The sequence below is a fragment of the Micromonospora sp. NPDC049204 genome (genome assembly GCF_040647935.1).
Taxonomy (GTDB): domain Bacteria; phylum Actinomycetota; class Actinomycetes; order Mycobacteriales; family Micromonosporaceae; genus Micromonospora.
Window position 1 is genome coordinate 132604 of record NZ_JBEZDC010000020.1, and the last position, 13928, is coordinate 146531.

Consider the following 13928-nt stretch of genomic DNA (forward strand, 5'->3'; position numbering starts at 1 on the left):
TCGGAGAGTCGGCACGCTAGTTCCAGGACAAGGGTCAGAAGGAAGCGCACCTGGGAGCCGACCCGGCTCGTGGATCGTACGGTGGGGGCCGTTCCGTCCGCACACCGTTATCCGGCCCAACCGGCCCTCCCCCTGCTCCCCGGAGACTGGGACCGGAGCTGACGGCCGTCGGCCATCGGTGCGTTGCCAGGCGCAGCGTAGATTCGACACGTGGCGGATGGGTGGGGACTAACCGTGACCACGGACATAGCGCGACAGGTCAGGCAGTGGCGGGCTGAGGGCTACACATGGCGCGCCATCGCTGCCGTCGCCGACGACACGTGGGGCACCGACTCCGGTGGCAATCAGCTGTTCGGCGAGGACCTGTGCCTGGAGAGCGCGCGGTTGCTCGGTGAGAATCCGAACGCCGATCCCTGGAACTGACCCGGGATTGACGACCGCCCTCGGCGATGCCGTTCCACCGCCGCGAACGCCTGGCGTGATCCGCCTGAACGCGCCTGCTATCGGACGCCCCCGGACGAAACCCGAGCTAGCCCGGAGTAGCAACGTGTGGCGCGCGGATCGCGGGTAGCGGAGGCACCACGCGGATCGGCGCCCAAAGATACTGTGGATCGACGGTCGGCGGTCTTGGCTCCGTCCCGTGCCGCCGCCGCGGCTGCCGTCACCGAGGAGACGCCGTGACCAGCGAAACAACCAGTTCACCGCTCGTCCTGTCGGTCTCGTGGGGTCGGATGGACGTCGAGGACCTTGGAGTTGGCAAGGACTTCAAGCTCTACCCCGGCGGTGGCCGCCCGTGGGACTGGTCCGAAACCGGTACCCGTCACAACCCCGGCGTCCAACCGGACGACGTCGAGGAACTTCTCTCTCATGGCGCCGAGGCCGTCGTTCTGTCGCGTGGCATGCAACTGCAACTGCAGGTCGACGCACGTACGCTCAGGCTGCTCGAGGAGCGCGGGGTGGCCGTTCACGTGGCCCAGACGACCGAGGCAGTCCAGATCTACAACGCCCTCGCCACCAGTGGCACCGCCGTCGCAGGGCTGTTCCACTCGACCTGCTAGTGCGGTGACCACGTACGTCTACCGGCATGGTGGTCCCGCGGTGAGTTTGTCGCCACTGCTGCCGGGCAGGCCGGTTTACCATCGCGGCATGAAGATCGTCGTGGATGACCTGTCCGGGCCTAAGATCCAGGCGCTTTTGCAGGAGCACCTCGATGAAATGCGAGCGGTCAGCTCGCCCGAGAGTAAGCATGCCCTTGACCTCGACGGGCTGCGCCAGCCCGCAGTGACCTTCTGGTCGGTCTACGACGGTGACGAACTCGTGGGCTGTGGAGCTCTCAAGAAGCTGGACAACACGAGCGCCGAACTCAAGTCGATGCGGACCGCCCGGACCGCGAAGCGGCGGGGAGTGGCCTCCGCGCTTCTCCAACACGTCTTGGCAGAGGCCCGCCGTCGCGGCTTCACCCGGCTATACCTGGAGACCGGCGCGGATGACCATTTTGCGCCGGCGCGGGCGCTCTACGCGAAGTACGGATTCACCCGATGCGAGCCGTTCGCCGACTACCCAGAGGACCCGAACAGCGTGCATATGACCAAAATCTTGTAGTCGAGGCTGTCACAGGGCCCGATATTCAGGCGGCTTCCTGCGGGGGCGGCCCCAGCGTTGCTGGCGTTCACTGCGGAGGCGGGCGCGTTCGCGGCGTTGCGCGGCCAAGACGTCCGGGTGGCGGGCGTTGGCGTAGCGCCAGCGTAGGTATTTGTGCAGCTCGCGGGCCAGGACCATGTGATTGGGGTGGTTCGAGTTGGCCATCGTGAACATGCGTAGCGGCCCGAACGGGGCCTCGATGGGGTTGGCCGAGGACGCACTGGTCGGGGTGAGACACGGCTCGACGTTGGTGCGGGCGGGCCGGGTGGCCGGGGTCGTCGCCGAGGCTGTAGCAGCCGTGGAAGTACCGGATGCCGTGCGTGCGGTGATACGTCGCCGGCAGCCGCCGGATGCGACTGCGGAACCCAGCCGCGGCCGTGGTGCGGTCGGATCGACAGTGGCCCGCACTGGTCGAAGGCGAAACAACGCGTGGATCACGTCGCGGACGGTGTCCTCGTGCCCGGCGATCAGCCGGGCGATCGCCGGGACAGGTGTCCCGGACGCCGACGCCATGATGATCAACGCCCGCCGAACCCGTACTGAATCGTGCTTGCCCCGGCGGACGAGTTGTTGCAGCTTACGGCCTTCTTCGTGCGTCAACCGCCGTGCCCGTACCGGCTCGGACAACTGGACGACTGCACCGCCGAGCAGATTGCCGCGTTTGCCGCGTCCGCGACCTACTTCGAACTCGACGACGTCGCCGATCTGATCGGCCGCCTCGATCCAGATGACGCGCTCAACCACGAATACTGGGATCTCAGCAGTTCGTTCGGCGAGGACGCTTCGCTGATCCGCGACGCGCTTCGATGCAAACTCGTCGAGGCCCCCGAGGACTGGGGCTAGCGATCGCCGCGCCTTGTCAGCGAGAAGTATGGATGCGTTGGTCGCCAACCGGCCGGGCGTGCACCTGGTCGAGTACTTCGGCGTCACTTCTCCATAGCGCGATCGACTCCTGCGCCCAGTAGTGGGTTGCTGGTGGCTTGTTAAGGGCGGCGGGTGACGGGCCGGTACTCGCGGTCAGCACTCGTCGGTTGTCTCGTCACCCGCCGCCTCGACGAATGTGCGGAGCAGTCGCCCCAGTTCGCGCCGCTGCTCGGAGGTCAGGGCGCCGAAGATCTCGTCGCTGATCTCTGCCTGCAGGATGCTGAGGTTCTCGGCTCGGCTGGCGCCGAGTCCGGTGAGGACCAGCTTGAAGGCGCGCCGGTCGGTCGGGTCGACCACCCGCGAAACTAGACCGTCGTTGGCCAGGCTGTCGGTGATCGGCGTGAGAGCGCGGGCTGTCACACCAAGCCGCTTGGCCAGGTCCCCCATCCGGCTGTCCGGCTCAGCGGCCAGCGCCAGCAGCAGGCGCACACTCGCCGCGGACAGCCCGGATTCAGCGAAGCGGGCCTGCCCCAGCCTCGAGAAGGTTCGCCAGGACCGGCCAAGCAGTTCGCCGAGACGAACCGCGTCGCTGTCTCCAGTCTGCGGACGGCTTGACACTCGACACCTCCATCGAAATACTCCACACAGCAATAGTGAACCAGGTAAGTTTCACCTAGTTCATCAATAGCATACCGGCTCACCGTCGACACGAAGGAGTGCCATGTCAACCGAGCCAACGCCGAACCGGCCCGCACCTGTGATTCTGGTCATCGGCGCGACGGGTAACCAAGGCGGCGCGGTCGTCGACGCGCTGCTGCGCACCCGCGCCTGGACCGTTCGCGCCCTCACCCGCGACCCCGCCGGCCGCGCGGCCCGCGCCCTGGCCAAACGGGGGGTCACCATCGCAGCCGGCGACATGGACGACGCGGAATCTCTGAAGGGGGCAATCGCCGGAACGTACGGTGTGTTCAGCGTGCAGAACAGCCGCACCGCCGGCCGTTCCGGTGAAGTCCGCCAGGGCAGGAACGTCATCGACGCCGCAGAGGCAGCCGGCAGCCGGCATCTCGTCTACACCTCCGTGGGCGGCGCCGAACGTGTGCGCGGCATCCCCCACTTCGACACCAAATGGGAAATCGAACAACACCTCCGCACGACCGGCCTCAGCTGGACGATTCTGCGGCCCACCACGTTCACCAGCGTCTTCACCCTGCGCGGCGCCAGCGTCGGCCTGAGCATGATGGCCGCCGCCCTCGGCCCGACCAAAACCCTCCAGACGATCGCGGTACCCGACATCGGTGTCTTCGCCCGACTCGCCTTCGAACGACCCGAGCAGTTCGCCGGACAAGCCCTCGAACTCGCCGGCGACGAACTCACCATCGCGCAGATCGCCCAGACCCTGCGCGGCGCGGGACGCCGCATCCGCTACGCCCGCCTGCCGAAGCCCTTACTGAAGCTGGCAGGCCCCGAGGCGAAAATGCTGTTCTGGTTCGGTGAAACCGGCTATGCGGCCAACATCCCCGCACTCCGCCGGATCCATCCCGGACTCCTGACACTCGACCAATGGCTCACCCAACCGCGGGACTGACCGGCATCCGCCGATCCGACCACCCGGCCTCGTGATTGGCGCCGACAGGCCCCAGTTCAACAGCCGGCACCACGCCAGTGCTGGCTCCGAAGCCGCATCGGTCGATCGGGCAGCACGCTCACGAAAGCTGCGCCATGTCAGCGACAGATGAGCATCGCGTGGTGTCTCAGCGGGGTCCCCGACGTGCCGCGGCAATCTCGGCGTGGTGGTCGACTGCCCAGTCGGCCAGCGCGGAGAGCGGCTCTAGAAGGCTGACGCCGAGCGGCGTCAGCCGGTACTCGACGCTCGGCGGCAACGTCGGAAACACTTCCCGCTCGACCAGACCGTCGCTCTCCAGCGTGCGTAACGTCCGGGTGAGCATGCGCGGACTGATGCCCTCCACGGCCCGATGCAACTCGTTGAACCGGTACGGATGCCGGCCGAGCAGGGTGACCAGCAACAGCGTCCACTTGTCACTCACCCGCCGCAGCACGTCGGTCACCGGGCAGTGCTCGTACTCGCCGACCGGAACGGGTGTCGGCAGCTGATGGTCGTGTAGCGAGGCACTCACACCGGTGTTACTTGTGGACATAAAAATGCCTTCTTTCGCCTCCGCCGACTGGCTGCCCAGAATGAGCACGTCAATGAGCAACGATAATGGGGAACGACATGGGCGCCGTGGTAGTCAGTGGCGGCACGAACGGGATGGGACGTGCGTTGGCCCTGGGGCGGGCCGAACGCGGCGACCGGGTCCTGGTACTCGGCCGCAGCCGCGAACGCGGCGAGGCCCTAGCCGGCGGCTCGATCGCCTTCCTTTCCGTCGACCTGTCCAGCATGGCCGAGACGCGGCAGGTCATCGAGCACATCCTTACCGAGAACCAGGTCGTGGACGCGCTGGCGCTGTTCGCCAATGCTGTGACGCCGCGACGCATCATGACCGTCGAGGGCTTGGAGCACACATTCGCGCTCTACTACCTCAGTCGATATCTGCTCAGCTTCGGCCTGCGTCCGGCCCTGGACCGGGCTACCGCGCCGGTGATCGTGAACGTCGCTGGTGTCGGGGTCACCAAAGGGAAGGTGCACTGGGCCGACCCGCAGCTGAAGTCGGGCTACTCGGCCATCGCCGCACAACTGCAGGCCGGTCGAGCCAACGACCTGCTCGGCGTGGGCTTCGGCCAGCGGTCCGGCAGCCGCGCCCGATACGTGCTCTACCATCCCGGATTCACCAGAAGCGGCGATCGAAGCGCACTCCCGCTGATGGTCCGAGGACTGCTGGCGGTTGCGGCGGTGGCGGCCCGACCTGTCGCAGACGCGGTGGCGCCGATTCACCAGTTCCTGGATGCGCCGCCGGCCGCGCCGGTGACCGCCATCGACCGGGGGAAGCGACTTCCGCCCAGTTTCCCGACCCTCGACCCCCGCGACGCCGAGCGGCTGATGGACCTCACGGAAAAGCTTCTGAGCTGAGGCCCGCCGGTCCCGGAACGACCGACGCGGCCGCCTGCGGCTGGTCGGCAGTGCCGGGACCGGCACCTCGGAGGTCAGGGCCGGAGCCACCAGGGGCTGGTGTAGGCCACCGCGAAGTCGTTACACGGGTGACCGGCTGGGCCGGGGGTGCCGTTGGGTAGGGACGGATCGGAGATCCGGAGCACCACCCAGTCGCCGTCGGCGACGTCGAGCGGCACGGTGAAGTCGGTGACCTGACCGTTGACGGTGTCGATGACGTCGACGACGGTCGGCGCCGAGGTGCCGGGACGCAGGACCTGGATCCGCAGGGGCTTGCCGTCCCAGGCCGAGCCGCGGTCCAGGTCCAGCAGGAACCGGACGTCACCGGAGGTCACGTTCAACACCCCACCCATGCGTACGCCATTGGCCGTGGCGTCCACCCGCAGCCCCGAGACGCGGGTGGCGAAGGAACGGCGAGCGGCCATCGCCTCGAACACCGCGGCGCGGGTGTTCTCGGCGACCCACAGACCGCTGCGGCCCTTGCCCTCGTGGAAGCCCCAACTGGTGCCGTGCTCGTCGGTGACGCCGGTCAGAGCCGGCCGCCAACCGGCGTTCAGGCAAGCCACCAGGGGCGACGTTACGCCCGACGACCAGCCCTCGAAGAGGAAGTCGTCGGTCCGGTTGAACATCTCCAGCCCCACGAGCTGATCACGGGCCGAGGCGTTGAAGGAGAAGTTGTTGAACCGGCCCGCCTCCCGACCGGGGTGATTGAAGCTCGCCAGACCCCCGGGTCGGCCGGTGAGCCAGTTGTACAGGCTGCCGGGGCTGCCGGCCCGCAACAGGTCGGCGAAGTCGGAGGTGTTCCAGACGTTGATGTGCCCCTGCAGCGGATGCGACCACTCGAACCCGCGGATCGCGGTGAACTGACCCGGGTCATTGGCCGCGTTGGCCAGGTCACCGGTGGTCCGCCACTCCGACGAGCTGAGACCTTCAATGGCGAAGAGCGTCGCGTGATCGGTCAGCGCGGCCACGTCCAGACCGGCCTCGCGCATCGAGGCGAACGCGGCCTCGGCGCTGCCGTCACCATCCGACATGACCGTGTGGTTGTGCATGTCCGCGTGGACCAGCGTCGTGCCCTGGGTGATCGAGGATGACCGTCCGGCGCCGACCGCCGCGGTCGGGGCGCCGGCCATCGTCGTGTTGGCCGCCCGCGCCGCGGTCGGCAGCGCGGCCAGCATCAGCGTCCCGCCGGCTCCGGCCAGAAGCGCCCGTCGGCCGAAGCCTGCGGGGACCTCAACCTGGCCGTACGGGAGAGTGTCGTCGGGTCCATGGTCGTGGTGGCAGTGGTGCGGGTGATGTCCAGTCATGGCTATATAGATGGTGATGGAGCTGACCGAGACGTCGCGCCGAGTCGTCGGTCAGGCGAACACTGCGGTACGCCTCGTGCCGCATCGGCCGCACCACGGAGGGGAGCCTGGCCCCGGTCGGTGGCCGACAACCTGTCCTCGTGTTTCCGGGCCTACATCGCGTGCTGCTGGCCCGCGGAGCTACGTTCGACCGAACGGCGTGGATCAGGCGAGCGGGCTGACAGCGATCGATCGGTGGCGGCCGCCCAGCGTCCGCCCGAGAGCGTCGGACCATCGATCCGCACCCCCGACCGAGGCCCAGACGCGTGCTCTTTGGCGTCTAGGCTCCGGGCGTTCGATTCGACCGTCTGGTCGCGTATTCCAGCACCTCGGTGGACGTTCGACGCGTCCCGCGAAAGGGTCTGTATGACCTGCACGACCTGGACGGGATCAACCTCGGCACACGAATCACCTCCCAGCGCCGAAGCCGGCGGGCGGCACCGTGAGCGCGGCCGTGTGGACGACGCAACAAAAGCGAACGTGAGGGCAGCCGGGCTGGCCCACTCACACGCGGTACGGTCGGCCTACGGGGAGCGTTCACTCACCATCGCGCGGTGCCGGCGCAAGCAGCCGCAAGGGCGCGACATCGGCCAGTGGTTCAGCATCGGGGCTGGGTATCGTGCGCGGCAACAGCGCCGCGAGACCGGCGCGTGTGGCCAGCACGATCAGCCGGTCGGTGCGGACCAGTGGCCGACGTTCCGGCAACGACCAGATGGTCTGTCCCGTCCGACCGGTCCGCACCGCGATCACCCTCACTGCGCCCGGCTGGTTGACGTCGTGGCAGTACCGTCCCTCGAGCTCGGACCCGGCGCCCACGGGGAACTCGGCCACCAGCAATACCCGGCGGCCGACCGAGATGGTGTCGATGACCTGCTGGCCCATCATGGCGGCTGCGAACGCCGGCGCTGCCAAGGATGAAACGCTACGCGATTCGTTAATGCCTAGTATGCGCTGCGTGCGTTCCGCGAAGCCGTCGTCGAACAGCCGTAACACCACCCGCAATGGGGGCCTGGTCGCTGCCGACCGTGCTCGGTCCGCCTCATGCGAGGACCGCCCGGACAGGGCGGTCTCCAGGTTGGTCACATCGTCGTCGGTCAACGCCACCAGCGCCCGGCAGGTGTGTACGGACGCGGCTCGCAGTGTCTCGGGCCGGGTCGCGTCGCCGACAATCACCGGCAGACCCAGCTCACGGGCGACACCGATTCCTCGTGCCGACTCGGTGCGGTCGACGGCGACCACGGAGATGCCGACGGAATGCAGTTCTTCCAGGACCCTGGTGCCGATGTTGCCGAGTCCCACCAACACGACATGGTTGTCGATCGGTTCGATCATGCCGCCGGCGGCGACCGCCAGCCGGGCGCGCACCAGTGAGTCCACCACCAGGGCCGTGACGGTGGGAAGTAGCGCCACCCCGGTGGCCACCAGCACCACCGCTGTCACCTTTTCGGTGAGCGGTGCGGCGGAGTCGACCTCGGCGGCTCCCATCGCGGTCAGCAGCGTCAGGTAGGCGGCCTCCGCGAGGTTCACGCTGCGGGTGTACGCCAGCAGGACGCTGGCCGCGGCGAGTATCGCGGCCGTGCCGACCAACGCCAGTCGCAGATTGCGGCTGAACACCAGGCCGAGGGCCCGAAGCAGGCGCGGTCGTCGACGCGGCGGGTCCGATCGGGGCTGTCCGTATGCGCGGACGAGCACCAGGTCTGCCGAATCCTGGTCTACTGGAAGGACGACCGGCTCCGTGCCGGTCGTGTCGGCCAAGCCGCAAACCACATCCGCACCGGCCGGGTCAACGGCGCTGCGCATCACGCTACGCAGCAGCTCACCGTCGCGCAGCCGCACGTACGTCGGCGTCGCGTCCCCGAGCGTGGCGGCAACGAACGCCGGTGCGGCGATCTCGGATCCGGAGAGTACGGCGCAGTCCCCGAGCATCGTGGCCACGCCCTCGCCGAGCACCGGGTTGAACAGTCTGACCACGAGCCGAGCATCGGGAGCCAGGTCCCTGGTGATCATGGCGGCATCCACATTTGTCACGTCGTCGAGGCCGACAAACGCCACGGCCGCAGCGTCCCGGACCCCAGCCTGATCGAGCACCTCCCCGGTCAGGCGACGGGCCATGATGATCTCCGGCTGTCCCTCGGCCACGCTGAATTCCGAAGCGAGGTCAGCAAGGTCGGGTAGGTGGTGGTCGCTCGCCGACGGCAGGACCACGGTGACCGCGACACCGTAGCGGTCTGCCAGTTCAGTGACCAGACGGCGGGCCACCGCACCGTCCCCACAGACAACAAACCGCTGCCGAGCTGGCTCTGCGGTGGAGCTCTGCCTGGTGTCTTCGGACACCATCGAATGGTAAACGACGAGGCCCAGGGTGGCGTCGACCACGAGGGTGGCTTCGGCGTGGAGGTGGTCGCCGATCCAGCGCATCTGTACGGCCGCGGACGCCGCGCAATGCGCGCAGAGCCTTCTCAGCGTGGTCGACGATGCCTGGTTCGACAGCGTCCGGCCGGCGGCGTCGGGGCGGCCCACGTCGAACAGCACGCCATAACGGGGGTAGATGCGCCGATCGTGAAGGTTCTATGGCGGTGAGGCGGACAGCAGCAACACGCAGAACGGGGATTGATCGTCGTTGGCCGCCGGGCAGCGGAAGTCGCACCGGACCGCCGACCGCTAGTGAACTGCCGGCCAGTACCTTGGTGCGCCCGCACTGGCTCCCGCAGCCGCATCGGTCGATCGGGAAGCACGTCCACGAACGCGCCTCGTCAGCGGTGTCGGGGATGTGCCGACATTGTCGGTGCGCGGCGCTGCGGGCGTGTCGGCTGCCTGGAGTTCTAGGGTGCCCGCATGCCCTCCGACGCCCAGGAATTCACCGCTGGCCTTCCGCGTAAGCGAATGGCGGCCGGACTGTTGATCACCGATTCGCAGGATCGGGTTCTGCTGGTCGAGCCGGCGTACAAAACGGATTGGGAGATTCCCGGAGGCAGTGTTGAGGCCGGCGAGTCGCCGTGGCAGGCGGCGGTCCGGGAGTGCCGCGAAGAGCTCGGCGTGCGCCTGACGCCGGGTCGGCTGCTCGTCGTGGACTGGGTGCCGGCCCGTGCTGGCCGTACCGACGGTGTGATGCTCGTCTTCGACGGCGGTGTCCTGGACGCGGTTCAGGCGCAGCGGATCGTCGTGCCGCCCGCCGAGTTGAAGGGTTGGGCGTGGTCTGCCCCGCCGCAGACGCGCCAGCGGTTGCAGCCGTTGCTGGCCCGGCGCGTCAGCGAATGCCTCCAGGCGCGTGCCGACGGGTCGACCCGCTACCTCGAAGACGGCGTGCCGGTCTCCTGATCTCGACCTGCCGTATCCCAGAACGGGTCGACGCCCGTCGCGGTCGGCCGGCTGCTCACCTGACATTCGCTCGTGGGAGGAGATGCCCTCGTGGGACCTGAAAGCAGAACGACCGGGGCGTTGACGGCGGAGGACGCTCGCCGGCAGCTGGTCGACCAGCTGCGCAGTCAGGGTTGGATCACCCGACCGGAGGTGGCGGCGGCGTTCACCGCAGTACCGCGGCACCTGTTCGCCCCGGCCGGCACCAGCATCGAGACCGCGTACGCGAATGATGTTGTCGTCACCCGACGCGGCTCGGACGGGAAGGCGACCAGTTCGATCTCCGCGCCGTGGTTGCAGGCGTACATGGTGGAAACCGCCGGGTTGAGGCCTGGAGCCCGGGTCCTGGAAATCGGCTCAGGAGGGTACAACGCCGCGCTGATCGCCGAGGTCGTCGGCCCGACCGGAACGGTCGTCAGCGTCGACATCGACGTGCAGGTCGTCACCCACGCGCGAGAGGCGCTGGCACAGGCCGGCTACCCGCAGGTCGAGGTGGTCCACGCCGATGGCGTCCACGGCCATCCCGCCGACGGGTTGTGGGACGCGGTGCTCGTCACGGTCGAGGCCAGTGACCTCCCACCCGCGTGGACCGACCAGCTCGCACCAGCCGGCAGACTGGTGGTGCCCTTGCGGATGCGCGGCAACACCCGCTGCCTCACCCTGCAGTCCGCAGGTGACCACCTGGCCGCGACAGCATCCGTGCAGTGCGGCTTCGTCGCGATGCAAGGCCACGGACGGGGCCCGGCCCGCCGGGTGCCGCTGCGCGGCGACGACGCCGTTCTCACCCTGGACGACGACACCACCACCACCAACGCCGAGGCCCTCCGCGCTGCCCTTGACGGCCCACGGGTCGAGGTGTCCTCGCCGGTGACCCTGGACATGAGCATGGGCACCTGCATCGAGAGCCTGCACCTGTGGCTGGCCAGTCAGCCTCGCCCGTACGGCGTGCTCAGAGTCGACCGGGACCGCACCGCCGGCCTGCTGGATCCACAGGACCGCTTCTTCTGCCCCACCCTGCTGACCGGTGACAGCCTCGCCTACCTGACCATGCGCGGCCACGACACGACGACGTGGCAGCTCGGCGGGCACGGCTTCGGTCCGCACGCCACCGAACTGACCAGCGATTTGATGGCACTGACAGTGGCCTGGGACCAGCAGTTCCGGGCCGGCGCCGGCCCGGACATCACCGTGCACCCGGCCGGCACACGACTGACCGACACGGAACGGTTGCGGCTGCTCGTGCCCCGCCGCCACACGCTGACCGCGATCACCTGGCCGGAGACAGACCGATGAGCAACACCGAGTTGCCGATCTTGATCTGCCTCCGCGGGAACTCCGGCTCGGGTAAGAGCACCATCGCCCGTGAGTTGCGGTATCGACACGGCCGCGGCTGCGCCCTCGTCGGCCAAGATCATATTAGGCGGATCCTGCTCAGGGAACGTGACAAGCCAGGTGGTCTCGCACCCACGCTCATGGCGCAGAACGTCCGCTTCTGTCTCGACCACGGCTACCACGTGATCCTGGAAGGAATCATGCACACCGCCCGGTACCGGAGCATGCTCACCGAGCTGCGCGACGCGCACCGCGGGCGAACGCTCTTCGTCTACCTCGACGTGTCGCTGCCAGAGACCCTACGGCGCCACGAAACGCGTCCCATGGCGGCGGAGGTGTCGCCGGAAAACCTGCGCAGCTGGTACACCCCACGCGACGTCCTCGGCTGGCCCGACGAACTCGTCCTCCCCGAGACCACCACCCTGGAGCAGGCGATCGAGCGCATCGCCACCACCGCCGGCCTGCCGTTGACCGGCCGCGACGACGACCTGATCCCGGCAGTCCCATGACCGCGCCGACAAGGCCGTCGTCGCCACCGGCCATCGACGACCCGTACTGGGCAGGCCGGCGCCAGCACGAGCTACGCGTGTACGGACTGTTCACTGATCAGCCGCCCCCATGCGCGTACCCAGGCATCACCGAGCAGCATGAGCACGAGAATCCCGACGAGCACCTGGACGGCGAACCGGTTGATGGCCAGGCTCCAGACGATCTCCGCCCGCCGCCTGGACCGCACTTCCGTTTAGCGGCCGCACCTGGTGGCTTACACCACAGCACTCTTGATCCGGACAACATGGACGGTTCACGCTGTGGCGCTCTCAATCTTCGCCGGCGATCAGCCGGAGCGGGCCAACCCTGGTTCGCCACGCCTTGCGCCGAGCCCGTCTCGGACCTTCGACCGGCCGATTCAGGTACCACCGCGACGCCAGGGCGCCGCAGACCGCCTGGCTGTAGGGCAGCCACGAGGCTGCTGTTGTCGGAGCCCTCATGAGACTGCCGGAGCTTGCACCGGAACGGTGATGGTCGAACGATCGGGGCATCGGACCGCCCGGTAGCCGCCGGCAGGACTACCCACCCAGAGCCGCTGCTCCCAACGTAAGCCGCACATACCGCAAAGCCCGTTACCGACTATCTCGGCAACGGGCTTCTGAACTGCAAAAACTGAGAGTGGGCGATGCTGGTATCGAACCAGCGACCTCTTCGGTGTGAAACAGGACGCCGCACCGACTCTGACCTGCGCAAACGTGGAGCCGCAGGTAGGGGCGGGTGCAGTTGAGCGCCGTTCGATGCCGTTGGACGCAGTTCACGGCCGTTCAGGGCAGCCCGCTGCTCCCAACCTGCTCCCCCAAACTGGGCTCGCACCGGGCCGCCGACCGATCGTGAGCTCTGGCCCAGTGCTTTGGTTGGCGCCAGTGCTGGCTCCCGCAGCCGCATCGGTCGATCGGGGAGCACGCTCACGATCGACGCGCCTTGTCGAGCAGAACTCAGCCGGGGGTGCCTTCGATCTTGTCGGTCAAGTCGAGGATGTCAGGGACGGCGCCCAGAACGGTGACCTCGACCAGGGCGCCATCGCTGCCGAACCGGCGGCGGTACTCGTCGTAGGGGTAGTCGGCGATCGGCACCCAGGATCGGTGTCCTCGCAAGGGGTGGTTCTTCTGCGTCACCGCCCCAGAGTTGAGCCGGCAGAGTTCGATCCGTGGGCCGTATCGCTCGACGAGGGCGCGGGTGTCGACGTGCAGGACGACTTGGCCCTCGGTGCGGTACTCCTTCGCTTGACGCAGCCGGTCCAGTCGCTCGGCGCTGGCCCAGAAAAAGACCCGAGAGTTGATGGCGGCGAGGTATTCGGCAAGCGACGAGTCAGGATCAATCTTCTCGGCGATGAATTTCATCGGCTTCTGATCTCGAATCACGGAGGGCGGCCGGCCGGGCGCGCGCAGAACAGTGGACTGCTGGCGAGGCGCACTCAAGAGTCGCTCACGCTCGCCAGCGTCGAGGCCGAACAAATCGATCAGTTGCCGCGTGGACAGCAGGCCATGCTGTTGCACCGATGGCCAAGCAGTAGCCGACATCGTGTGGAAAACCTGCGGATGGCGCGCGATCAGTTCCTCGACGTCCATGCCGGCAATGATGCCGAACGTCCACGAGTACGGGCCATCAGCGATCCGGTCGTCATCCTCCATCACCCCGTTGACAGACCGGCGGTCTGCAGCGCCAGCGGTCTGCGCCGCTACCCCTACGCCTGCCGAGACAACCGCTACCCGTAACGACCGGCTCGCGCCCCCAGAACGCCTGACCCCGTGGTCGAGTTGCGGTGATTTTGC

14 protein-coding genes and 1 pseudogene are annotated in these 13928 nt (G+C 67.9%); 8 read left to right on the forward strand and 7 right to left on the reverse strand.

The features are described from left to right. Window positions 1-234: 234 nt before the first annotated feature. From AB0A90_RS30230 to AB0A90_RS30240, 3 genes are all read left to right on the forward strand, one after another. The gene (locus AB0A90_RS30230; protein WP_357254500.1) at window positions 235-423 is read left to right on the forward strand and encodes a hypothetical protein; all 189 of its coding nucleotides are present in this window, start codon (window positions 235-237) and stop codon (window positions 421-423) included. 254 nt (window positions 424-677) lie between these two features. Then, a complete protein-coding gene (locus AB0A90_RS30235) occupies window positions 678-1058 on the forward strand; it encodes an Mth938-like domain-containing protein (protein WP_357254502.1) in 381 nt (126 codons plus the stop codon). A gap of 88 nt (window positions 1059-1146) precedes the next feature. Further along, window positions 1147-1602 (forward strand): GNAT family N-acetyltransferase, encoded by a 456-nt coding sequence (locus AB0A90_RS30240; RefSeq protein WP_357254505.1) that lies wholly within the window; start codon window positions 1147-1149, stop codon window positions 1600-1602. 9 nt (window positions 1603-1611) lie between these two features. On the opposite strand, the pseudogene AB0A90_RS30245 reads toward AB0A90_RS30240, so the two are convergent. Both AB0A90_RS30245 and AB0A90_RS30250 read right to left on the reverse strand, forming a co-directional pair. Continuing rightward, a pseudogene (locus AB0A90_RS30245) lies at window positions 1612-2268 on the reverse strand (hypothetical protein). 390 nt (window positions 2269-2658) lie between these two features. Further along, the gene (locus AB0A90_RS30250; protein ID WP_357254507.1) at window positions 2659-3123 is read right to left on the reverse strand and encodes a MarR family winged helix-turn-helix transcriptional regulator; all 465 of its coding nucleotides are present in this window, start codon (window positions 3121-3123) and stop codon (window positions 2659-2661) included. A 103-nt stretch (window positions 3124-3226) separates the two neighbouring features. Here AB0A90_RS30250 and AB0A90_RS30255 point away from each other — a divergent pair, with 103 nt between their 5' ends. Beyond that, a complete protein-coding gene (locus AB0A90_RS30255) occupies window positions 3227-4090 on the forward strand; it encodes an NmrA/HSCARG family protein (protein ID WP_357254510.1) in 864 nt (287 codons plus the stop codon). Between the two features lie 166 nt (window positions 4091-4256). Here the strand turns inward: AB0A90_RS30255 and AB0A90_RS30260 are convergent, their stop codons facing one another. Beyond that, entirely contained in the window at window positions 4257-4661 is a 405-nt protein-coding gene (locus tag AB0A90_RS30260) for a helix-turn-helix domain-containing protein (protein ID WP_357254512.1), read from the reverse strand. A 77-nt stretch (window positions 4662-4738) separates the two neighbouring features. Here AB0A90_RS30260 and AB0A90_RS30265 point away from each other — a divergent pair, with 77 nt between their 5' ends. Then, entirely contained in the window at window positions 4739-5533 is a 795-nt protein-coding gene (locus AB0A90_RS30265; protein ID WP_357254513.1) for an SDR family NAD(P)-dependent oxidoreductase, read from the forward strand. A 74-nt stretch (window positions 5534-5607) separates the two neighbouring features. Here AB0A90_RS30265 and AB0A90_RS30270 read toward each other — a convergent pair whose 3' ends face one another. Then, complete coding sequence (locus tag AB0A90_RS30270; RefSeq protein ID WP_357254515.1) at window positions 5608-6879, reverse strand: CehA/McbA family metallohydrolase; 1272 nt, start codon at window positions 6877-6879, stop codon at window positions 5608-5610. A gap of 576 nt (window positions 6880-7455) precedes the next feature. After that, the gene (locus AB0A90_RS30275; RefSeq protein WP_357254517.1) at window positions 7456-9450 is read right to left on the reverse strand and encodes an NAD-binding protein; all 1995 of its coding nucleotides are present in this window, start codon (window positions 9448-9450) and stop codon (window positions 7456-7458) included. Between the two features lie 303 nt (window positions 9451-9753). Between AB0A90_RS30275 and AB0A90_RS30280 the strand changes: the two genes are divergently transcribed. The 3 genes from AB0A90_RS30280 to AB0A90_RS30290 all read left to right on the forward strand — a co-directional run bounded on the left by AB0A90_RS30280 (window position 9754) and on the right by AB0A90_RS30290 (window position 12116). Beyond that, window positions 9754-10236, forward strand: coding sequence for an NUDIX hydrolase (locus AB0A90_RS30280; RefSeq protein ID WP_357254520.1), 483 nt, complete (start codon window positions 9754-9756; stop codon window positions 10234-10236). A 90-nt stretch (window positions 10237-10326) separates the two neighbouring features. Continuing rightward, window positions 10327-11568, forward strand: a complete 1242-nt coding sequence (gene fxlM / locus AB0A90_RS30285) for a methyltransferase, FxLD system (RefSeq protein ID WP_357254522.1) — start codon at window positions 10327-10329, stop codon at window positions 11566-11568. Next, window positions 11565-12116 carry a kinase gene (locus AB0A90_RS30290; RefSeq protein WP_357254524.1) on the forward strand — a complete coding sequence of 184 codons (552 nt, stop codon included), beginning with the start codon at window positions 11565-11567 and terminating at the stop codon, window positions 12114-12116. Before fxlM ends, AB0A90_RS30290 begins: the two co-directional genes overlap by 4 nt. A 71-nt stretch (window positions 12117-12187) precedes the next feature. Here the strand turns inward: AB0A90_RS30290 and AB0A90_RS30295 are convergent, their stop codons facing one another. After that, window positions 12188-12343 carry a hypothetical protein gene (locus AB0A90_RS30295; protein ID WP_357254526.1) on the reverse strand — a complete coding sequence of 52 codons (156 nt, stop codon included), beginning with the start codon at window positions 12341-12343 and terminating at the stop codon, window positions 12188-12190. A gap of 748 nt (window positions 12344-13091) precedes the next feature. Further along, window positions 13092-13787 (reverse strand): hypothetical protein, encoded by a 696-nt coding sequence (locus AB0A90_RS30300; RefSeq protein WP_357254529.1) that lies wholly within the window; start codon window positions 13785-13787, stop codon window positions 13092-13094. Window positions 13788-13928: the final 141 nt, after the last annotated feature.